Source organism: Nocardia sp., from assembly GCF_025465275.1.
GTDB lineage: Bacteria > Actinomycetota > Actinomycetes > Mycobacteriales > Mycobacteriaceae > Nocardia.
On the sequence record NZ_JAODNK010000043.1, the window covers coordinates 39,490 to 59,871 of the forward strand.

Sequence of the window (20,382 nt, forward strand, 5' to 3'; positions counted from 1 at the left end):
TTAGACGACGGTGCGGGTACGCGTTCGAGCGTTGCGACGCTTCAGTGCACGACGTTCGTCTTCGCTCATCCCACCCCACACGCCAGCGTCCTGCCCGGACTTCAGGGCCCAGGACAGGCAATCGGCGGTGACGGGGCAGCGAGCGCAGACCAGCTTGGCATCAGCAATCTGCGCGAGCGCAGGACCACTGTTACCCACCGGGAAAAACAGCTCAGGGTCCTCGTCGCGACAGATGGCATTGTGGCGCCAGTCCATTCCTCTGCTCCTTTGCTAGGGCATGCCGCATGGCTCTGCCCCTCGGGTTTGTGGTCCGTTCACTTGTGCGTCTCGAATGTTTCCGCACGGTTGCTTGTGAATGCTTTCACGAACACCGTAGATGTCAATAGATACCTAGTGCACCGTGGGGAAGCTCACGCTGTAAGGCCCCTGCAAGGCGGGCCTGCCGAACCATTTGTACTCGGTCGTGCGGGTTTTCGCAGCGCAACCGCAAGGTTTCTCAGGTGTGTCGAGCCGTCTAGGGCTTCGGCGCGACCACATCGAGGATATCCGTTGCGGCTGTGAAATTCACCATGTTGCGCCGACCAATGAAGTCGCCATCGATTTGCAGCCCGAGGGGCTCGGTGGCCACGACACGCACCGCGGGCACGTCGTCTTCGCGAAACAATTTGTGGCCCTTGGGGTTTCCATCGACTGCCAGCAACTGGCGGGCAATCAGAAGGGTGGGCACGATCCCCATGGTGCGCATGGCAAACACTCCGAGACCGGATTCGAAGGTCGTCGCCGGGTTGGTGCGAACGGGCGTGTTGTCGAGGTAGGTCCACGGACTGGTGTTGGTCACGAATGCGTAGTGGACATCCGTGACCGGTTCGTGACCCGGAATCTCCAAGCGCACTTGGGGAAGACTGCGCGCGGCCTTGAAGAACTGCCTGACCGTGGTGCGCAGATAACGTGCGGGTGTAGCAGCTTTCCCGTTGGCGCGCTTGGCATCGATGGCCTCGCACACATCGGCGTCCAGGCCCACGCCGGCGCTGAAGGTGAACCAGCGGTCGTCGGCGAGACCGAGGCCGATGCGCCGATCCGTCTCTGCCGCCAGCAGATCGATCAGCTGATTGGTGGCGGTCACCGGATCCTGTTCGATGCCGAGCGAGCGCGCGAACACATTCGCCGAACCACCCGGAATGATGCCCAGCCGCGGCAGCCATTCGCGCTGCGGCGCGTCCGGCAGCGGCAGGAAGCCGTTGATGGTCTCGTTCACCGTGCCGTCGCCGCCGTGCACCACGATCAGGTCCATCCGATTATCGGCGGCCCACTCTGCGAGTTCCGCCGCGTGCCCGCGCCGTTCGGTGTGCACAACGGTCAGCTCGGTGCGACTTTCCAGTGCGTGAGCGAGCAGATCGCGAGTCGCCGGAGTGGTCGAGGTGGCATTGGGATTCACGATCAGCAGCGTTCGCACGGTGTCTATCTTGCCTCCGCTTCGCTGCTGTGTTTATTTGCCCTCCGCTTCGCTCCGGGCGGGTTCGTGGCCCTGGAGTCTCGTTCTTCCCTGCTTCCGCTCAGTCCAGAACGAGACGGGCCACGAACCTTCGGGTGCTGTTTCTCGAAATTCATGGGGGGAGTGCGGGTGGGCTCGAGAACGACACACGGTCGTAGGCTTGGCGTGTGGCTGAGCAGAACTCCGGCGAGAAGAACGCGCCGTTTGAAATCGAGGTGGCGCCGACGACGGTGCGAGCGGCGGGTGCGCTGGTGGCGGTGCAGGGCGCGGCCGCCGTGGTGGCGGGGATCGTTTTCGTGGTGATGGGTGTCGACGGGGCCGCGCACAATGCGAAGAACAGCTATCTCACCGCGGGTTACGCGGTGATCGTCGGCGGCGCGGTGCTCGCGGCGGGGCTGGGGCTGTGGCGCGGCCGTCGCTGGGGCCGGGCCATCGCGGTGATCACACAGCTGCTGCTGCTCGGCGTCGCCTGGTTCATGGTCACCTCGGACCGCCTCGATCTCGCGGTTCCGTTCGGCGCGGTCGCCATTGCCGGCCTGGTGCTGCTGTTCGCGCCCGCGTCCAATCGGTGGATGGCCGCGGGGTACGACCTTCCCCCGGAGTAGGACGAGCGTCCGGGGGCGGTGCGTAAAGCGTGCTGAACGCTCCATAGCGGGCTTGCGGCGGCCCGATCCTGGCCGAGTTCCGGATCGGCTCAGTCGTCGGCGTGCGCGGCCAGGCGGCTCAGTGCGTGGCCTGCGAGGCGGAACCCGGTCCACTCGTCCTGGGCCACCGCGCCGAGGGCCTTGTAGAAGTCGATGGACGGCGTATTCCAGTCCAGCACGGACCAGTCGACCCGGCTGTAGCCCTGCTCGACGGCCTCGCGCGCCAGGGCGGCGAGCAGATCGCGGCCGAGCCCGAGCCCCCGTGTCTCCGGCTTGACGAACAGGTCCTCCAGATAGATGCCGTGCACGCCGGTCCAGGTGCTGTAGTTCAGGAACCAGATGGCGCAGCCGGCCACGCCCATCTCGCCCGGGCCCTCGGCGACGTGCGCGAAGACGGCCGGGTTCGGGCCGAACAGCGCGGTCTCGAGCTGCTGCGCGGTGAGCGTGCACTCCTCGCGCAGCTTCTCGTAGTCGGCGAGGTCGTAGACGAGCTCCACCAGCGCGGGGATATCGGCGGGGGTGGCGCGGCGGATCATCGCTGGGGCCCTTCCAACTGTGCGGTCAGGTTGTGCGCGAGCACTGTTCGCGCGTGGTAGTCGTAGCCGAGCACGGTGATCGCGGCCGTCGACAGGAAGAACCTGCGGCCCTCGATGACATCGAATTCCGCCCAGCGGGCGATCAGCACCCGCGAGAAATGCCCGTGCCCGACCAGCACCACATCGCGATTCGCGAGTTCCGGTAGTACCGAGGCCAGGACCCGATCCGCGCGCGTGCGCACCTGCCCGGCGTCTTCGCCTTCGGGGGTGACGCCGGTCCAGATGGTCCAGTCGGGCGCCATGCGCTGGATCTCCAGCGTGGTCAGGCCCTCGTATTCGCCGTAGTCCCATTCGGCCAGATCATTGTCGATGTGCACTCCGGTCAAACCGGCCAATTCCGCGGTGCGGGTGGCGCGTTGCCGAGGGCTGCTGAACACCAGCGGATCGTGCAGGTTCAGCCCGGCCAGCAATTTCCCGGCAGCGAGGGCCTGTTCCTCCCCGGCGGGCGTCAGCGGAATATCGGTGCGCCCCGTGTGCTGGCGCGAAGCCGACCACTCCGTTTCGCCATGTCGTAGCAATATCAGCCGAAAATCGTGTGCGGACACGAGTCGATCATGCCTGACAATCCTCGCGACTCCGGCATCGGCGCACGGAAAGGGCTCGCGGCGCAGTCGGCGCCCAGGACGTACGGCGGTACGCGGCTAACCGGCGCCGAGCGCGTAGAGCGCGGTACCGCGCTGTTCGAGAATGGTCGGACCTACAGCGGCCAGGGAAATGGGTTCGTTGTGATAATCGCTGCGCTGCACCGAGATCCGGTTGGTCTGCGCACCCGTGCCGGGATCCAATGCGACCAGGCCGTCCGGAACCGGAACCAGCAGCTGGCCGGAAAGGAGTGTGGGAGTGCCGAGTACGTGCTGCACGCCCCACAGCGGATCGAATGTGGTGGCATTCAGTGCGATCAGATTCTCGCCGGTATAGATGAAGTAGGCGGAACTCAGGTGACTGACCAATGCCTGGTTCGAGAGCGGCGCGGAAAGCTGGTGGGTGGCAATGGAATTACCCGACATATCGTAGATCGCCAATTGCGGTGCGGTGGTGCCGCTTCCGGGCAGGTAGAGCGCGATTCGGCTGTCGGACACCGCAAGTACGCGCGCACCGTCCACCGCGCCGCCGGGCTCGGTCAGCACGTGCGTGTTGTATTCCTCGGGGACGGTGGAGTCCTTGGGCGCGGGATTGAGAACGGTGAGCCGGTCGGCACCGTCATTGGGACAGCGCTCCAGGACCGCGAGCCGGCTCGGCGCCGAGGACGCCGAGACCAGCGTGCAGCCGGAGCGCGGCTGGGTGCGCGGATTGACCGGGGCGTCGACCTTGCCGTATTCGAGGGTGCGCACCAGATCCGAACGCCACATCTCGAGCCGGTCGCTGCCCTGCGCCAGGGTGTAGGTGCCGTCCACGGACAGTTCGATCGACTCGTCCATATAGCTGGACCGCGCGGTGATCCGGGTGCCGGTCTCCGCATTGAGCATGGTGGTCTGGCTGCAGCCGCGCTGGTCCCGATAGGTGGCGATGACCGTGCCGAACTGGGATTCCATTGCGCACAGCGGCATATCGCGGTGGTACTTCCACACCTGCTGCCCGGTCTGCGGATCGCGACCGGTCACATCGCCGTCGTCGGCGGTGACCGCGACCCCGCCCACGGCGATCGCGCGGGCGGTCGCCGCATCCGGCGCATGCCACAGCTCGCGCATTCCCTTGGGGAGCTGCTCGGGAGTGGATGGTGCGGTGAGGGTCTGACTCGTGGTCGCCGATGCGGTGCCACGCACATCACTGCGCCAGCAGACCAGCGCTGTCGCGATCGCCACCAGGGCGACGATCGCGACAGCGGTCAGAATATCGGCGCGCGTTCGCCGCTCTGGTGCGAGCACGACAGCGAGACTAGCCGATCCGTGCCGCTACGCCGAGGCGGCGACAGCGGTGTCGGTTGCGGCCCCGGAGGATTCGCCGTTCACCTCGGCCTTGCGCCGTCGCGGCCGCTTGGCAGCGGTCTCGCCGGAGCCGTTGCCGGCAGCGGCCGAGTCGGCCACCGCATGCACGGGCTCGACATCCGCCGTAGCGACCTTGCGCGCGGCCCGCTTCCGCGCCGGAGCCTTGACGGCCTCCGCCTCGACGGCAACCTCAGCCGCGACCTTGGTGGCGCGCTTGGCCCGCTTTACCGGCTCGGCAGCCTCCACCACGGCAGGGCTCGCCGCAGCTTCCGTGGCGGGCTTGGTCGCCCGCTTGCGAACAGCCTTGACCGGTTCGGCAACAACAGCCTCGGCCGGAGCCTCGGCAGCCTTACCGGCCTTCTTCCGTGCGGGAGCCTTGACCGGTTCGGCCACGACAACCTCGGCCGGAGCTTCGGCGGCGGCCTTCTTGCGCGCCGGAGCCTTGACCGGTTCGGCCACAACAGCTTCGGCGGTCTTGGCGGCCTTCTTGCGCCCGGCAGCCTTCACCGGTTCGGCAGCAACCTCGGCAGCACTCTCGATCGCGGCCTTGCCCGACTTCTTGGCTCCGGCAGCCTTGGCAGGCACGGTGGCGACAGCTTCGGCCGTGCTGCTGTCCTCGGCTGCCGCCTTGCCAGCCTTTTTACGTCCGGCAGTCTTCACCGGTTCGGCCGCAACAACTTCGACCGCGGCCTTGGCGGCCTTCTTGCGTGCCGGGGCCTTCGCGGTCTCGGCCGCAACGGTCTCGGCCGCAACGGTCTCGGCCGCAGCGGTCTCGGAAACGTCGGCCGCAGCGGCGGACTTGGTACGTCCCGCCCGCTTCGCAGGTTCGGCCGCAACAGGATTCGAGTCAGCGGCAGACTTGGCGCTCTGGCGAGTGCGCTTGGGAGCCGCACTCTCCACGATCGCGGCAGCCGCGAGCTCGCCGGAACCATTTGCCGCAGCAGCAGATTCAGTGGCAGGCGTCGATGCGGACCGACGGCGACCCTTGGCGGGGGCGGGTTCGCCACCGGCGACCACGGCAGTGGATTCCACGGAACTGCCTGCGGCAGTCGCGGATCCGCTCACCGCATCGCTGGGTGCCTGGGCCGGACGGCTGGCGCGCCGTCGGCCTGTGCTCTTGACCGGCTCGCTCGCGGTTGCTTCCACCGTGTCGGCCGCAATGGTGGAATCGCTTGCGGCAGCTGCGGTATCGGTGGCGACGTCGCCCGGAGCCAAAGCCGGGCGGCTGGCCCGGCGGCGACCGGCGCGTTGCACCGGTGCCGCTACATCAGCTGTCACGACGCCCGCATCGGCTGTCGTGACCCCCGCGGCGGGGGCTGTGACGACGGGTGCCTCGGCGGCGGTGGCAGCCGCGGTCGCTTCGACGGCGGCCGTGTCGACCGCGGTCTTGGCGGTGCGGCGGGTGCGCTTCGCCGGTGCTGTCGCCTCGGCCGAATCGACCGCGGTAGCAGTCGAATTCACCACGACGTCGGCAGCGTGCGAATCACCGGTGGACGTGCCGAGCGCATCGGCCGAGCCGTTTCCGGTCCCGGTCGAACCCTTGGCGCGCCGGGTGCGAGTGCGCTTCGCGGGCTCCGCCGCGGCTTCGGCCGAACCGTTGGTGGCGGCAGTCGAATTCACCGGGGCGGCAACGGAAGCGGCGGTGCCGTCCGAGACTGCGACGGTTGCGGCATCGGCGGTGGCGTCGGCCGCGCCGTTGGTGTCCGCGGTGCTGCGCACGGTCTCGTCCGAGCCGCTGCGGCGCGTGCGAGTGCGGGCGGAGCGCTTGGCCGGCTCGGTGGAGTCGGCCGTCACAGCTGCCGGGCTCTCCGTGGCATGGCTGAAAGCGATTGCGGTGCCGGCGGTTTCGGCGACAGCAGGGACCTCGGCGGTGTGGTCGGAAACCACGCTGCCGGACTCCGTGCCGCTATTGTCCGAAACCTCGGTGGTGCTGCCCGAGCCATTGGTATCGGCCTGCCCACGCCCACGTCCACGACGGTTGCGCTTGCGGCTGCGGCCTTCGCTCCGCACCCCGTCAGTGTCCGAAGGCGGAGCGGCTTCGGTGACTGCCCGGGCGGTATCGGCCTGGGCCGCACCATCACCGGTGACGGCGCCACTACCGGCGCCGTTCACGGCGGCAGTGTCCGCGCCGCCGCGTCCGCGACGGCGGCGACGACGACCCGGCCGCTCCGAGGAACCCTCGGCATTGGCCGAATTGCCTTCGGGCGCAGTCGAATCGGTCTCGACGGTATTGACCTCGAAGCCCGCCTCGCCGGTGTGAGCGCCACGGGTGCGCTTGCGATTGCGGTTGCGCGGGGCGCGGGGTTCGCGCTCCACGACCACGGCCTCTTCTTCACGGACGACCGGGCGCTTGCGCACGATGCCGGTGGTGCCCGCAGGAATACCGAGTTCCTCGAACAGGTGCTTGGAGCTGGAGTACGTCTCCACCGGCTCGGGTATGCCGAGCTTGAGCGCCTGATCGATAGAGGCCCAGCGCCGCAGCTCGTCCCAATCGACGAAGGTGACGGCGACACCGCTGCGCCCCGCGCGGCCGGTACGGCCGATCCGGTGCACGTAGGTCTTCTCGTCCTCGGGGCACTGGTAGTTGATCACGTGGGTGACGTCGTCGATATCGATACCGCGTGCGGCGACATCGGTGGCGACGAGCACGTCGATCTTGCCCTCGCGGAACTTCTTCAGCGCCTTCTCGCGCTGCACCTGCCCGAGGTCGCCGTGTACGGCGCCGACGGAGAATCCGCGCTCGGCCAGATCGTCGGCCACCTTCTGCGCGGTGCGCTTGGTGCGGGCGAAAATCATGGTGGCACCGCGGGTTTCGGCCTGCAGGATGCGGGCGACGAGTTCGCTCTTGTCGAGCGCGTGCGCCCGGTAGGCGAACTGCGTGATGCGGTCGGTGATCGTGGAGTCGTGCGGCTCCTCGGCCCGGATGTGGGTCGGCCGGTTGAGGAACGTGCGCGCCAGGGTGATGATCGGTCCCGGCATGGTGGCCGAGAACAGCATGGTCTGCCGCTGGTCCGGAACCATATTGAGGATGCGCTCGATATCGGGCAGGAAGCCCAGATCGAGCATTTCATCGGCCTCGTCCAGGACCAGGACCTGGACCTTGCCGAGGATCAGGTGTTGCTGTTCCGCGAGGTCCAGCAGGCGGCCCGGGGTGCCGACGACCACATCGACACCGGCGCGCAGGGCCGCGATCTGGGTGTCGTAGGGCCGGCCGCCGTAGATGGAGGTCACCCGCAGCGGGACACCGTCCTGCGACGTGGCGTACTTGGCGGCGTTCTCCAGATCCGAGGTGACCTGCATGCACAGCTCACGCGTCGGCACGATGACCAGCGCACGCGGGGTGCCGTCCAGCGGAATGGTCCCCGACGTGGCGGAGCCGATGCGATGCAGCAGCGGCACACCGAATCCGAAGGTCTTGCCCATGCCGGTGCGGGCCTGGCCGATGAGGTCTTCACCGGCCAGCGCGAGCGGCAGGGTGAGTTCCTGGATGGCGAAGGTGCGTTCGATGCCCATCTCGCTGAGCGCGCGAACGATATCCGGGTTGACATTCAGTTCGGCGAAAGTGGGGGCAGTGTGGGTTTCGTCGAGCTCCGCCGTCAGTAGCGTGTCCGCCACGCCCGGCTCCTGCTCTACGGTGATCTTGCTCAGGGTTCGTGCCTTCCTCGTTTTATCGCGTCTCGCGCGCACGAGGTGGGGCGGACCGGTCGGTCCGCGACGACCACTTGATCCGGGTTTCTGTCGCCGCTGCGGGATACCCATCCGGTGATCGGACTGGCATCGACCTGGCGCGGCGGACACTGTTGCGGATCGGAGTGCGCGCACATTTTCCGTGGACTACGGCCGCCCGAGCACCGGTTCACGGTGTATCCGGCAAACTCGTTCGGGCGAAAATTTCCGTTGTCTGCGGAGATTGTAGCGTGATACGGTCTTCGCCCCTTTTTCCGCCACCGCAATTGGCCGGCGGGATAACGCTGGTAGGCGCGATTGCGACATATCGCCGCCGCCTCGAGGGAACTTCGCAGCCGCGTTAAGGATTGCGCCGCACCACAATTGGCCCGCAGGTCCAGTATACCCGGCCTGGTCGACAGTTGGATTGCTCACATAGGTGTTACAAGCTGTAGCAGTATGTGCGAAGTTGTGCGAGTGAGCTTGGCAGACACCGTGAGCACCGCCGCACGCAATGCGTGGGCCCTGACCTTCGGCACCGGCATCGGTGAACCCGAATCCACCCCGTCGACGGTGGTATCGGTCGCACCGCATCGGGAGTTGCGCCGCTACGACGGTATCGACGCGGACTTTCCGGCCGGTGCCGGGGTGGACGATCCGGCCGTACTGCTGGTGCCGCCGCTGGCCGCGCCCGCCTTCTGCTTCGATCTGCGCCCCGACCAGAGCATGGCGCGCTTCCTGCGCGACACCGGCCGGGCCACCTACCTGGTCGATTACGGCGATATCGGCTTCGAGGACCGCCGCATGGGCTTCGAGGACTGGATCGACGACCTCCTGCCCGAGTCCATCCGGCAGGTCTCCGCCGATCGTGGCGGCCGCCCGGTCGATCTGGTGGGCTGGTCCATCGGCGGCGTCTTGGCGCTGCTGACCGCCGCCGCGGATCAGACGCTGCCGATCCGTTCCATCACCGCCGTCGGCGCACCGCTGAGCTACGACCACATGGTGGGCGTGCGGGAACTGCGCGCACTGGCCCGGCTGGACGGCGGCCGCACCGCCACCGCCGCCATTCGCGCCACCGGCGGCGTCTCCGCGCAGCTGACCCGCATCGCCTACCGCGCCACCGCGTGGGACCGGGAACTCAAGCGCCCCTTCTTCATTGCGAGCAATCTGGCCGATACCGCGACGCTGGCGCGCATGGAAACCATCGACCGTTTCCAGAATTCGCTGCCCGGCTATCCGGGCCGGTTCTACAACCAGCTGTGGGGCCGGTTCATGTTGAACAACGATATCGGCAAGGGCGTAGTGCACTTCGGCGATCGTCGCATCGCCCTCGCCGATGTCACCGTGCCGGTGCTGCTGGTCGGCGGACCTGCCGATGTGATCACCCCCGCCGCGGCGGTGGAGCACGGCCGCACCACGCTGACCGGATCGCCGGAGGTGCGATACGAGACCGCACCCGGTTCCCACCTCGGCCTGCTCTCGGCTCGCGACACCACCTGGACCTACCTCGACAAGTTCCTCCGCGATCAGTCCTAGATCCCGGGAATCGTTGGGAACGGCCGTATTTCGGGCCAGGACTGCCGATTCAGTGTGCCCAGGGTGTATTTGGCGACCAGCACATCGGTGATCTGCCGGGCGATGAGTTCGAAGGTCTTCGCATTGTCCGAGACGACCTGCATCCAGTCGGACATGCGCACGAGCGAGATATTGGCCGGCGTCGCGCCCGGTCCGTCTCCCGGGCCGGGGCCGGGCGGCGGCCAGTGCGTGGCCAAGTGGCCGAGAGCATCGTTGAACTCGGAGACCTTCTTCACCGGCACCGGCACAGACACCATGGGACTGGGCAGATCGATGAGGATGAAGTGCTCGTTCCCGGGATTCGTCGGGACAGAATTCGGAATGGAATTGACCAGCCGATAGATGTCCTCGATCAGCGGCCCGACACCGGTACCGGTGATCAGATCATCGAGTCCGATCCAGATGATGTGCAGCGTCTGCCCGGTGAACCGGTGCTGCGCGGTGCGCGCCTTCGTTTTCGCCGTCAACGCCCGGCGGGCCGCGATGTATTCGGCCACTTGATCTTTCAAACAGCAGAGCGCGAAGGCGCCGCCCACGGCATAGTTGGCATAGCGCACGGGCGCGAGATTCGCGGTGTGGGTGCCGAGCACCGGTGAGCCGTCGGTGCGGCTCCGTTGCGGTTCGCCGCCTATCCATTCGACCAGGAAATCGGCCCAGTTCTCGCCGTCCAGGCAGTCGCCGAGGACTACCAGGTTCTGAATTGCGGATGGCATGGAGTTCTCCAGTGGCGCAAGGCCTTCCGAATATTTCGAGGGTACGCCGCGCAATGTCTCGCCGATGGGTGATTGGCGTTCAGGAACGCGGACTAGGGTGGGGGCCATGGGAGCAAACTCGTCTACTGCGCTGGGCGCCGCGTCGGAATCGGCCGACGACCGGGTCGCCGCCAGTCACCCCGGAGTCACCGACCTTTTCGCGGTTCTCGCCTACGGTGAGATCTCCGCCTTCTATCGTCTGGCCGAAGAGGCGAAACTTTCGCCCTCACTGCGCGGCAAGGTCGCCGTCGCCAAGATGGCCGCCAATGAAATGGGCCATTTCGAGACGCTCGAACTGGCACTCGCCGCCCGTGGCGCCGAAGTATTCGACGCCATGGCCCCGTTCGTCCGCGCCCTGGACGCCTATCACGCCTCCACCGACCCCTCCACCTGGTTGGAGTCGATGGTCAAGTTCTATGTCGGTGACGGTATCGCCGCCGACTTCTATACCGAGATCGCCGGCGCCCTGGCTCCCGAGGTCGCCGATGTGGTGCGCGATGTGCTGGCCGAGACCAGCCATTCGGAATTCGTCATCGAAGAGGTGCGCACCGCGGTCGAGCAGAATCGCTCCGAGCGCGACCGGCTCACCCTGTGGGGACGCCGCCTGCTCGGTGAGGCCATCACCCAGGCGCAGTACGTCATGGCCCAGCGCGACGAGCTGACCGAACTGGTGCTCACCGCGACCGGAGACTTGAACGGCATCGCCGTGCTCTTCGAGCACATGCAGGACAGCCACGCCGAGCGCATGCGCGTCCTGGGTTTGGGTTAGCGACCCCCTCCCGAAACAAGTTGCCCCGCTGAGATTCTCAGCGGGGCAACTTATTTCGCAAGGGCTGGGTAACTCCCCGGGTACGGGCAAAAGCGCCCCACTCGCTACCCGCCAGTCCGCAACGCAAGTCTTCCGGCACTATCCGGTCGGCAAAAGGTTCGGAGAGGCGGGGGAGTGCAATTGCTTTGTGCTCGTCAGACGGCGGCGAAGCCGACCCGGCCGGCGGCCGCAGCGCCGATCTCGACGTACGCGACCTTGTTGGCCTGGATCAGGTACTTGCGGCCCTTCTCGTCGGTCAGCGCCACTACGCCGGTCTCGCCCTGCAGTGCACCGGAAACCAGTGCCTCCACCTCGGCGGGCGTCTGCGAGCTGTTGATGATCAGCTCACGTGGGCTATCCGAAATACCGATCTTGACCTCCACGGCCAACCTCCGAACCTAGAGTCCTGTGCTGTCCACGCCAAGGCTAGTGCAGCCGCATGGAGCTCCGGCAGACACCGCCCTGCGCTCTGAGCGAACGAGCCTGCTCAGTCGATCGGATGCTCAGTCGATCGGATGCAGCGGGATGTGCGAGAGGCCACCCCAGCAGAGCGCGACCGTGGTGTCCACAGCCTCGTCCTTGGGGATCGGCCGATCGGCCTCGAGCCAGTAGCGGGCACTGAACTGGCTGGCGCCCACCAGACCGACCGCGAGCACGCGGGCGCGGTACGGATCCAGGCCGGAGTCATGCGCGACGAGGTCGAAGACCGCGTCCACACACGCTTCGGTGGCCTGTTCCACGCGCCGCTGAACCTGCGGCTCATTGGTGAGGTCCGATTCGAATACCAGTCGGAAACCCTGGGTTTCGTGATCGACGAAGTCGAAGTACGCCTGCACGGCCGCGCGGACGCGGAACCGGTTCTCGGTGGTGGAGCGCAGCGCCTGGCGCACGCTCGATACGAGGGCGTCGACATAGTTCTGCAGCACGGCCAGGTACAGCTCGAGTTTGCTCGAGAAGTGCTGGTACAGCACGGGTTTGCTGACGCCTGCACATTGCGAGATCTCGTCCATGCCGGCGGCGTGGTAGCCGCGGAGTACGAAAACCTCACCCGCAGCGGCCAGCAGCTGTGCGCGACGGGCCTCGCGGGGCAGTCGGGTGCCGCGCTTTGTCGGCGCCGTAGCCTCGGATGACGTGCGGTGAGCGGTCATCCGGTCCACGAGGTCAGTCATTTTCCGATCTCCCAGTCGATTACCGGCGGAAAGGATGTCGCCGGGTATCCCCCGAACGATACTCGCTCGAGGGGTCCGTGCTGATCCAGGTTCCGAATATTGGTGTGCTGGATGTTGGCGATCCGCACCGGATATTTGTCGATACGCGCGGTGGTGGCCGTTGCTCCGGCAAATGCGCGTGCTGGATTGATTATGCGAGCCCGGTCACAAATGTGAAGCACTTGTCCCGATTTGTGAGATCTGTCGCTGTCCGTGCGACGGCAGCTGACCGCGTCCGCGCGCTCTGTGAGAGTCTGTGAGCGTGACCGACGATGGGGGCAGATACTCCGGCGGGCGCGATTCACGCCGACCCGTAGCAGCCGGTGCGCCACGCCCAGCGGTTTCCGGTGGCTCGAAGAGTGCATCGAAACGAAAAGGCAGACCGACCGGCCCGATTTACGATCCGCTCGGTTTGTACGCCGAGCGCGGCGAACCGCAGCCCGGACAATCCGGACTTCCGGCGACCATCGGCGACCGTCTGCCGCTCCCGCACGAACCGCTGCGGGCCAGTTGGGACCCGACCGCGACACCCGACGATGCCCGCACCCGTGAGCGCCCGGACCGTGAGGCCAAGAAGCAGAGCGGGCTCGGCCGCTTCGTCTCCACTTACGGCTGGCGTGCCTACGCGCTGCCGGTACTGCTGGCGGTCACGGTGCTGGTGGCGGTGGACGCCTTCCGCAGCGGCCCGGACAGTGTCGCGGATCTGCCCGGTTTCGGCCGGCTGAGCGATCACACCGACAAGCCCGCCGGGATCATCGGCGGTGCGCCCAAGGGCGACGGCAAGTTCGCCGCCGACCTGCCCACCGGCGCGGTGCCCGGCGGCGGCCCGTACACCGATATCGGTACGGGCGCTTGGCATGTGGTGCCGGGCAGCACCGGCCAGGTGGGCACCGGTTCCGAGCACGTCTTCTCCTACACGGTGGAGATCGAGGACGGCGTGGACACCTCCAGCCTCGGAGGTGACGATGCGATCGGCCATATGGTCGATGCCACGCTGTCGAATCCCAAGAGCTGGACCCATGATTCGCGCTTCGGCTTCCACCGCATCGACAACGGCAATCCGGATTTCCGCGTCTCACTCACCTCGCGCGACACCACGCGCAAGGCCTGCGGATTCGAAATCCCCATCGACTCCTCCTGCTACAACACCGATCTCGGTCGCGTGGTGCTCTCGGAGGTGCGCTGGGTGCGCGGCGCACTGGCCTTCGAAGGTGATGTCGGCTCGTACCGGCAGTACCAGATCAACCACGAGGTCGGCCACGCCATCGGCTATCACGAGCATCAGCCGTGTGAGACCGACGGCGGCTTGGCCCCGGTGATGATGCAGCAGACCTTCGGCACCCGCAATAACGACATCGCGACCCTGGACCCCGCGGGCGTCGTGCCCATGGACGGCAAGAAGTGCCGCTTCAACCCCTGGCCGTACCCGCGCGGTTAGGCCCGGTCCCCGCTGCCGCATTCGGGAACTGAAAGAGATCAGGCGGAGGGCTGGCCCGGGAGTATCGGCTCGGCAGGTGCGACCTAGGCTGGGGAAGAACGGCCCGGTCCTCGGTGTTGCACGTGTGGCCGCGAGTAGTCGGCGAATTCGATTGAGGAGTCCGCAAGCGTGACAGCATCGCATCAGTCCCTGCCGCCCCTGGTGGAACCGGCCGCGGAGCTGACCAAGGACGAGGTCGCCCGCTACAGCCGCCATCTGATCATTCCCGATCTCGGGGTGGATGGGCAGAAACGTTTGAAGAACGCCCGGGTGCTGGTGATCGGCGCCGGTGGCCTCGGTTCCCCGGCCCTGCTGTATCTGGCGGCCGCCGGTGTGGGCACGCTCGGCATCGTCGAGTTCGACGAGGTGGACGCCTCCAATCTGCAGCGGCAGATCATTCACGGCGAATCCGATATCGGCCGTTCCAAGGCCGACAGCGCGCGTGATTCGATTCTGGAGATCAACTCCGGAATCACCGTGCGGCTGCACAAGATTCGCCTCGAGCCCGAGAACGCCATCGAGCTGTTCGAGCAGTACGACCTGATCGTGGACGGCACCGATAATTTCGCCACCCGCTACCTGGTCAACGATGCCGCGGTACTCGCACACAAGCCGTACGTGTGGGGCTCGATCTACCGGTTCGAGGGTCAGGTATCGGTGTTCTGGGAGGACGCCCCCGACGGTCGTGGCCTCAACTACCGCGATCTGTACCCCGAAGCGCCGCCGCCGGGCATGGTCCCGTCCTGCGCCGAGGGCGGCGTACTGGGCGTGCTGTGCGCGTCCATCGGCTCGATCATGGTGACCGAGGCGATCAAGCTGCTCACCGGTATCGGTGACCCGCTGCTGGGCCGCCTCATGGTCTACGACGCACTCGATATGACCTACCGGACCATCAAGCTGCGCCGCGATCCCGAGCGGCAGCCGATCACCGAACTCATCGACTACGACGCCTTCTGCGGCGTGGTGTCCGAGGAAGGTCAGCTGGCGGCCATCGGTTCCACCATCACCGCCCGCGAGCTCAAGGAAATGCTCGACGCGGGCAAGGATGTGGCGATCATCGACGTGCGCGAGCCCGTGGAGTGGGACATCGTCCGCATCGAGGGCGCGACCCTGATCCCGAAGGACCGCATCCTCACCGGTGAGGCGCTGGCCGAGCTCCCGCAGAACCGCCCGATCGTGCTGCACTGCAAGACCGGTATCCGTTCCGCGGAAGCCCTTGCCGCACTCAAGAACGCGGGCTTCTCCGACGCCACCCACCTGCAGGGCGGCATCATCGCCTGGGCCAACCAGGTAGATCCCTCGCTCCCCGTCTACTGACCAGCCCCGTCCTGCGGTGCTGACCCACTCCGTCATCCCGGCATGCTTTTGGCCGGGATCCACGGTGACCAACCGCGTCACCCGGAGATTTCGGCCGAAACAGCGCCGGAATCGCGAAGGGGCAGAACGTCGTCGGATGCTGCCGGCACTCGGGCAATGAGACCGAGCGGTCGCCCGGCGCGGCATCCGATTCGGTATGTGTTGCGGCGGTAGCGTACGCGCGTGACCATGACTGCTGTGGAACCTCCCGAGCACGTGCGCGCGACCTTCGGGTTGCGTGAGGTCGCGCCGGTTCCGCTGGGGAACTGGGACGGCGGCTGGCGGTGCGGCGATGTGGTGCTGAGCCCGGTGACCGACCATGCGCGTGCGGCATGGTCGGCGAAGGTGCGTGAGACCTTGCGGGTGGACGGGCTGCGTTTGGCCCGCCCCGTGCGAGCCACCGACGGTCGATATGTTGTCTCCGGCTGGCGTGGTGACACTTACCTGGACGGCGTGCCGGAGCCGCGGCACGACGAGGTGGTGTCGCTGTCGCTGCGACTGCACAAGGTGACGCAGCAGCTGGAACGCCCGCGGTTCCTGGCGCAGGCGCCGGTCGCACCGTGGGTGGATGTCGATGTCTTCGCCGCGGCCGATCGCGCCGCCTGGGAGGCGGTGCCGCTGCGCAGCCTCAAGGTCGGCGGCATGCTGCCCGCCACCTCACCCGACGGTGACCGCAGCCTGCACCTGATCACTCAGCTCTCGACCCTGCGCAAGCCGGTGGCGACGCCGCCGCAGCTGGTGCACGGCGATCTCTTCGGCACCGTGCTGTTCGCCGGCGGCGGGCTCGCGCCCGGTCTCACCGATATCACCCCGTACTGGCGGCCAGCCCCCTGGGCCGCGGCGGTGATAGTGGTCGACGCGCTGTCGTGGGGCGGCGCCGACGACGGACTGCTGGAGCGCTGGGGGAGTCTGCCCGAGTGGCCGCAAATGCTGGTGCGCGCGGTCATGTTCCGCCTCGCGGTGCATGCGCTGCACCCCCGCTCGACCCCGGAGGCCTTCCCGGGCCTGGGCCGCACCGCCGATCGAATCCGCCTGCTGCTGTAGGCGAATCCGCCGAAACGACTGTCGCGCCGAGCGAATTGCTCGGCGCGACAGTCATTTCCAGACGAAGTGCTACACGTTGGCGTGTGCCAGCGAGGGTGCGCGACTGGTGGCGAAGGAGGAGCGCAGGTAGAACCACCAGGTCAGCCCGCCCATGGCGAGATAGGCGACAACGTAGCCCCAGAAGGCCGGGTTCATATTGCCGTAGTGCAGGCCCGACAGGCGCAGGGCCTGCTGCAGTACCCAGCCGCCCGCGGCCCCGACCGCGCCGATGACACCGATGGCCGCGCCGGCCTGCCGTTTGGCCGAGGTCAGGGCGACGCTGATGTCCTGCCCGGTCTCCGAGGCCCGGCGACGAGCCTCCGCGGTGAAGATCATCGGGATCATCCGATAGGTGGAACCATTGCCGACCCCGGAGAGCGCGAACAGCAACAGGAACGAAATCAGGAACAGCGGAAAGCTTTTCGCCGACAGCGACGCCATAATGAGCAGGGTCGCGACCGCCATTCCGCCGAATACGTAGAGGGTGATCTTCGCTCCGCTGAGCTTGTCGGAGACCCAGCCGCCGAACGGCCGGCTCATGGAGCCGACGAGCGCGCCCAGGAAGGCGAGATTGCCGAGCGTTCCCATCCAGCCGATCTTGGCCAGGTCCGGGAAATTGGACTTGAGCAGTGTCGGGAAGGCGAAGGAGTAGCCGATGAAGGACCCGAAGGTGCCGACGTAGAGCACGGCCATCACCCAGGTGTGCGGGTTGACGAGCGCCAGTTTGTACGACGTCCCATCGGATTTGGCGCCGGAGAGGGAGTCCATGTAGCGCATCGCGCCGACCATGGCGATGAGGATGAACGGAATCCACATCAGCACCGCCAGCGTGATGCCGAACCGGTAACCGCCCGCGTTCTTGGCCATGATGTGTGTGCCGAGGGTAATGATCAGCGGTACGAACAGCTGTGTCTGTGCGACACCGAGATTGCCGCCCGCGGCATTGATGCCCAGCGCCGTACCCTTCTTGCCCTCGGGGAAGAAGAAGTTGATGTTCGCCATCGACGAGGAGAAGTTGCCGCCGCCGACACCGGCGATCGCGGCCAGCACCACGAACACCCACATGGGAGTGTGCGGCTGGTTGATGAACCAGGCCAGGCCGAGGGTAGGGATCAGCAGCATGCCGGCGCTGAAGATCGTGAACGCGCGGCCGCCGAAGCGCGGGATGGCGAAGGTGTACGGAATGCGCAGTGCCGCACCGACTAGGGTCGGCATGGAGGTGAGCAGCAGGGCATTGCTCACCGCGGTGGGATTGCCCTTGCCGAGTCCGGCGAGGAAGTCGAATCCGGCCGAACCCATGACCGTGACGACGCTGGCCCACAGCACCCAGACGCTGAACCCCAGATTTTCTGCGAATACCGAGAAGATCAGATTCTTGCGGGCAGTTTGTTGTCCGCCGTTCTCCCAGAATTCATTATTGTCCGGCTCCCAGTGATCGATCCACCGACCTCGTTGCTGATATCGGAAAGTGGACTCCGGCGCCTCTACGGTTGCCATCAGCAGTGTTCCTCTCGCACTGTCGACCGCCCTCATCGTGTTCTTCCGAATGTGTTCCGGGAGAAGGTCCCTGCGGTCGCGTTCACCGTACGAAGTACTGGTTACGGGCAGGGGTTTTTCGGTGACGTCAGAGGTAATTCCGGCTCACCTTCCGGTGCCGCACACGGTGACCTTCCGGTTACCCGGAGGATTTATCGGGCGTCCGGAAATTCGGCGATCAGCGAGCTGAGGAAGCAATTGGCCGCGCGGGCAGCGCGTTCCGGGTCGCCGTCGATGACGGCCAGCACCAGTTCGGCGTGTTCGTCATGGTAGGCCGCCCCCGCCTTTTCGGAGCGGGAGCGGATGACGGCCTCGATGATGGGCAGCAGCGAGTCGTAGAACTCGAGGTACACCGCATTGTGGCTGGCGACCACGATGGCGCGGTGCAACTGCACATCGGCCTCGATGGCGGCGTCGAAATTGTCGTCCCAGGTCGCGCGGCGATCCTCCAGCAGTCGTTCGAGGTCGGCGATATCGCCGGCGTCGCGGCGCTGGGCGGCGAGGGCCGCTGCCGTGGTGTCCAGGGCCTGCCGCAATTCGAGAATGTCGCGCTGCTGGGCATCGGCGAAATATTCGGCGAGGGTGCCGCCGAGCGTTGAGGTGGAGATCACATAGGTCCCCGAGCCCTGGCGGCGTTCGAGCATGCCCGCATGCACGAGTGCCTGGACGGCCTCGCGGACGGTATTGCGGCCGGTTCCGGTGAGTTCGGTCAACTCCGGCTCGGTGGGGATACGCGAGCCGACGGACCAACGGCCGGAACGGATTTCGGCACGCAGCTGCTCGGTTACCTGGGCGATGAGGCTGGTGCGCCGGACTGGTTGCACGGGAGACAGCGTACCGTGCCTCACATTCTTTGCATCACATCATCGGGTCATCCTATGATTTCGTAGTGACTGTGACGCTGAGTGCTGAGACGCTGCACGACGAGACGGCCCCCTCCCGGGGCCGTTCCGCTGCGGAACCGCAGGAGACCGTCGTCGATCGCACGATCCGCAAGCGCTCCCTCGTCGAGGGCCGGCTGCTCGTACTCGCCGCGATCGTCATGTCCGCGCTCACCCTGCGTATCGCCGTCACCGCATTCACCCCGCTGGCCGACCGCATCGGCTCGGATATCGGCTACGGGACCGCCATCGTCGGCGTCTTCGGCATGATCCCGACCGCCATGTTCGCCCTCGCCGGCCTGCTCACCCCGATCCTGTCGCGGCGACTCGGCCTGGAGACCACGGCCCTGGTCGCGATGGGCATGACCGCCGCCGGGTCCGCGATTCGCGCGGTGGTCCCCGAGACCTGGGAGCTGCTGGTTTTCTCGGCGCTGGCGCTGACCGGTATGGGCATCGGCAATGTCGTGATTCCGCCGCTGGTCAAGCGGTATTTCTCCGATCGACTGGCACTGCTGAGCTCGGTCTACATCGTTATGGTGCAGCTGGGCACGGTGGTCCCCGCGCTGGTGGCCGTGCCGATCGCGCAGTCGCACGGCTGGCGGATTTCGCTGGGGTGGTGGGCGATTCTGCCGCTCATCGCCATGCTGCCGTGGCTGGGTGTGCTGCGTATCCGCCGCGATCACGCCCGCGCGGACAGCACCGAAATGCCCGCCGAAGCAGTCGAATCCACCGGTAGGGTGTGGAAGTCCTCGCTGGCCTGGGGCATGGCGCTGATGTTCGGCATGACCTCGCTGATCACCTATTCCATGTTCACCTGGATGCCGAAGATCTTCTCCGATGCCGGTGCGACCGCCTCCTTCGGCGGCAGCATGGTCGGCATCTTCGCGCTCATCGGCTTGGTCGCGGCGCTCAGCGCACCGATTGTGGTGGGCCGCATGGTCAATCCGTTCCCGGTCGTCATCGCCTGTGCCGGCTTCTTTTTCGCGGGCTTCGCCGGGCTGCTGATCGCCCCGATGGCCGCGCCGCTGGTGTGGGTGCTGCTGCTGGGCCTGGGTCCGTCGACCTTCCCGATGGCGCTGACCCTGATCAATCTGCGCACCCGCACCTCCGTCGGTTCGGCCGCGCTGTCGGGCTTCACCCAGGGCGTCGGCTATGCCGTGGCCTGCCTGGGTCCAGTGCTCTTCGGTGCACTGCACTCGATGACCGGCGGCTGGCTGGCGCCGTTCGCGCTGCTGTCGGTCGCGGTGCTGGTGCTGCTCGCCGGCGCCTGGCTGGCGTGCAAGCCGCGCATGCTCGAAGACACCTGGGACTGAGCGAATTCGGCGAATTCACTTCCCGAGTTGCCGACGGGTGAGCTATTCGCCATGCTGTGTGGCGACGCTC

17 protein-coding genes and 1 pseudogene are annotated in these 20,382 nt (G+C 66.7%); 7 read left to right on the forward strand and 11 right to left on the reverse strand.

The window, feature by feature from the left end:
- Complete coding sequence (locus JWN03_RS09635; RefSeq protein WP_067659745.1) at positions 1–255, reverse strand: WhiB family transcriptional regulator; 255 nt, start codon at positions 253–255, stop codon at positions 1–3.
- Between the two features lie 259 nt (positions 256–514).
- Positions 515–1,453, reverse strand: coding sequence for a diacylglycerol/lipid kinase family protein (locus JWN03_RS09640; protein WP_297612831.1), 939 nt, complete (start codon positions 1,451–1,453; stop codon positions 515–517).
- A gap of 206 nt (positions 1,454–1,659) precedes the next feature.
- On the opposite strand from JWN03_RS09640, the gene JWN03_RS09645 reads away from it, so the two are divergent.
- Positions 1,660–2,097, forward strand: coding sequence for a hypothetical protein (locus JWN03_RS09645; RefSeq protein ID WP_441342958.1), 438 nt, complete (start codon positions 1,660–1,662; stop codon positions 2,095–2,097).
- Positions 2,098–2,186: 89 nt separating this feature from the next.
- Here JWN03_RS09645 and JWN03_RS09650 read toward each other — a convergent pair whose 3' ends face one another.
- The 4 genes and pseudogenes from JWN03_RS09650 to JWN03_RS09665 form a co-directional block, all read right to left on the reverse strand.
- Complete coding sequence (locus JWN03_RS09650) at positions 2,187–2,672, reverse strand: GNAT family N-acetyltransferase (RefSeq protein WP_297612834.1); 486 nt, start codon at positions 2,670–2,672, stop codon at positions 2,187–2,189.
- Positions 2,669–3,277, reverse strand: coding sequence for an acid phosphatase (locus JWN03_RS09655; protein ID WP_297612837.1), 609 nt, complete (start codon positions 3,275–3,277; stop codon positions 2,669–2,671). The genes JWN03_RS09650 and JWN03_RS09655 overlap by 4 nt, the downstream gene beginning before the upstream one ends.
- Before the next feature lie 96 nt (positions 3,278–3,373).
- Entirely contained in the window at positions 3,374–4,597 is a 1,224-nt protein-coding gene (locus JWN03_RS09660; RefSeq protein ID WP_297612840.1) for an Rv3212 family protein, read from the reverse strand.
- 2,130 nt (positions 4,598–6,727) lie between these two features.
- Positions 6,728–8,272, reverse strand: a pseudogene (locus tag JWN03_RS09665) (DEAD/DEAH box helicase); the annotation flags it as partial.
- Positions 8,273–8,800: 528 nt separating this feature from the next.
- Between JWN03_RS09665 and JWN03_RS09670 the strand changes: the two are divergent.
- Entirely contained in the window at positions 8,801–9,859 is a 1,059-nt protein-coding gene (locus JWN03_RS09670) for an alpha/beta fold hydrolase (RefSeq protein ID WP_297612842.1), read from the forward strand.
- Here JWN03_RS09670 and JWN03_RS09675 read toward each other — a convergent pair.
- Positions 9,856–10,611 (reverse strand): hypothetical protein, encoded by a 756-nt coding sequence (locus JWN03_RS09675; protein ID WP_297612845.1) that lies wholly within the window; start codon positions 10,609–10,611, stop codon positions 9,856–9,858. The genes JWN03_RS09670 and JWN03_RS09675 overlap by 4 nt on opposite strands.
- A 106-nt stretch (positions 10,612–10,717) precedes the next feature.
- On the opposite strand from JWN03_RS09675, the gene JWN03_RS09680 reads away from it, so the two are divergent.
- The gene (locus JWN03_RS09680) at positions 10,718–11,419 is read left to right on the forward strand and encodes a ferritin-like fold-containing protein (RefSeq protein WP_297612848.1); all 702 of its coding nucleotides are present in this window, start codon (positions 10,718–10,720) and stop codon (positions 11,417–11,419) included.
- Between the two features lie 194 nt (positions 11,420–11,613).
- Here JWN03_RS09680 and JWN03_RS09685 read toward each other — a convergent pair whose 3' ends face one another.
- Positions 11,614–11,841, reverse strand: coding sequence for a DUF3107 domain-containing protein (locus JWN03_RS09685; protein ID WP_297612851.1), 228 nt, complete (start codon positions 11,839–11,841; stop codon positions 11,614–11,616).
- Between the two features lie 120 nt (positions 11,842–11,961).
- Complete coding sequence (locus JWN03_RS09690) at positions 11,962–12,627, reverse strand: TetR/AcrR family transcriptional regulator (RefSeq protein ID WP_297612854.1); 666 nt, start codon at positions 12,625–12,627, stop codon at positions 11,962–11,964.
- A gap of 505 nt (positions 12,628–13,132) precedes the next feature.
- On the opposite strand from JWN03_RS09690, the gene JWN03_RS09695 reads away from it, so the two are divergent.
- The 3 genes from JWN03_RS09695 (at position 13,133) to JWN03_RS09705 (ending at position 16,543) form a co-directional block, all read left to right on the forward strand.
- Positions 13,133–14,104, forward strand: a complete 972-nt coding sequence (locus JWN03_RS09695; RefSeq protein ID WP_297612938.1) for a DUF3152 domain-containing protein — start codon at positions 13,133–13,135, stop codon at positions 14,102–14,104.
- A gap of 168 nt (positions 14,105–14,272) precedes the next feature.
- The gene (moeZ, locus tag JWN03_RS09700; protein ID WP_297612857.1) at positions 14,273–15,460 is read left to right on the forward strand and encodes an adenylyltransferase/sulfurtransferase MoeZ; all 1,188 of its coding nucleotides are present in this window, start codon (positions 14,273–14,275) and stop codon (positions 15,458–15,460) included.
- Positions 15,461–15,688: 228 nt separating this feature from the next.
- Positions 15,689–16,543 (forward strand): TIGR02569 family protein, encoded by an 855-nt coding sequence (locus JWN03_RS09705; RefSeq protein ID WP_297612939.1) that lies wholly within the window; start codon positions 15,689–15,691, stop codon positions 16,541–16,543.
- Between the two features lie 69 nt (positions 16,544–16,612).
- Here JWN03_RS09705 and JWN03_RS09710 read toward each other — a convergent pair whose 3' ends face one another.
- The gene (locus JWN03_RS09710) at positions 16,613–18,079 is read right to left on the reverse strand and encodes an MFS transporter (RefSeq protein ID WP_297612860.1); all 1,467 of its coding nucleotides are present in this window, start codon (positions 18,077–18,079) and stop codon (positions 16,613–16,615) included.
- A gap of 191 nt (positions 18,080–18,270) precedes the next feature.
- The gene (locus JWN03_RS09715; protein WP_297612863.1) at positions 18,271–18,942 is read right to left on the reverse strand and encodes a FadR/GntR family transcriptional regulator; all 672 of its coding nucleotides are present in this window, start codon (positions 18,940–18,942) and stop codon (positions 18,271–18,273) included.
- A gap of 218 nt (positions 18,943–19,160) precedes the next feature.
- Here JWN03_RS09715 and JWN03_RS09720 point away from each other — a divergent pair, with 218 nt between their 5' ends.
- Positions 19,161–20,312, forward strand: a complete 1,152-nt coding sequence (locus JWN03_RS09720; RefSeq protein ID WP_441342961.1) for an MFS transporter — start codon at positions 19,161–19,163, stop codon at positions 20,310–20,312.
- Positions 20,313–20,382: the final 70 nt, after the last annotated feature.

Excerpts from the sequence above, each read along its gene's own strand:
- JWN03_RS09705 (WP_297612939.1), top strand. The coding sequence starts at position 15,689 with ATGACTGCTGTGGAACCTCCCGAGCACGTGCGCGCGACCTTCGGGTTG.
- JWN03_RS09720 (WP_441342961.1), top strand. The coding sequence starts at position 19,161 with ATGTCCGCGCTCACCCTGCGTATCGCCGTCACCGCATTCACCCCGCTG.
- JWN03_RS09680 (WP_297612848.1), top strand. The coding sequence starts at position 10,718 with ATGGGAGCAAACTCGTCTACTGCGCTGGGCGCCGCGTCGGAATCGGCC.
- JWN03_RS09710 (WP_297612860.1), bottom strand. The coding sequence starts at position 18,079 with ATGGCAACCGTAGAGGCGCCGGAGTCCACTTTCCGATATCAGCAACGA.
- JWN03_RS09675 (WP_297612845.1), bottom strand. The coding sequence starts at position 10,611 with ATGCCATCCGCAATTCAGAACCTGGTAGTCCTCGGCGACTGCCTGGAC.
- JWN03_RS09635 (WP_067659745.1), bottom strand. The coding sequence starts at position 255 with ATGGACTGGCGCCACAATGCCATCTGTCGCGACGAGGACCCTGAGCTG.
- JWN03_RS09650 (WP_297612834.1), bottom strand. The coding sequence starts at position 2,672 with ATGATCCGCCGCGCCACCCCCGCCGATATCCCCGCGCTGGTGGAGCTC.
- JWN03_RS09690 (WP_297612854.1), bottom strand. The coding sequence starts at position 12,627 with ATGACTGACCTCGTGGACCGGATGACCGCTCACCGCACGTCATCCGAG.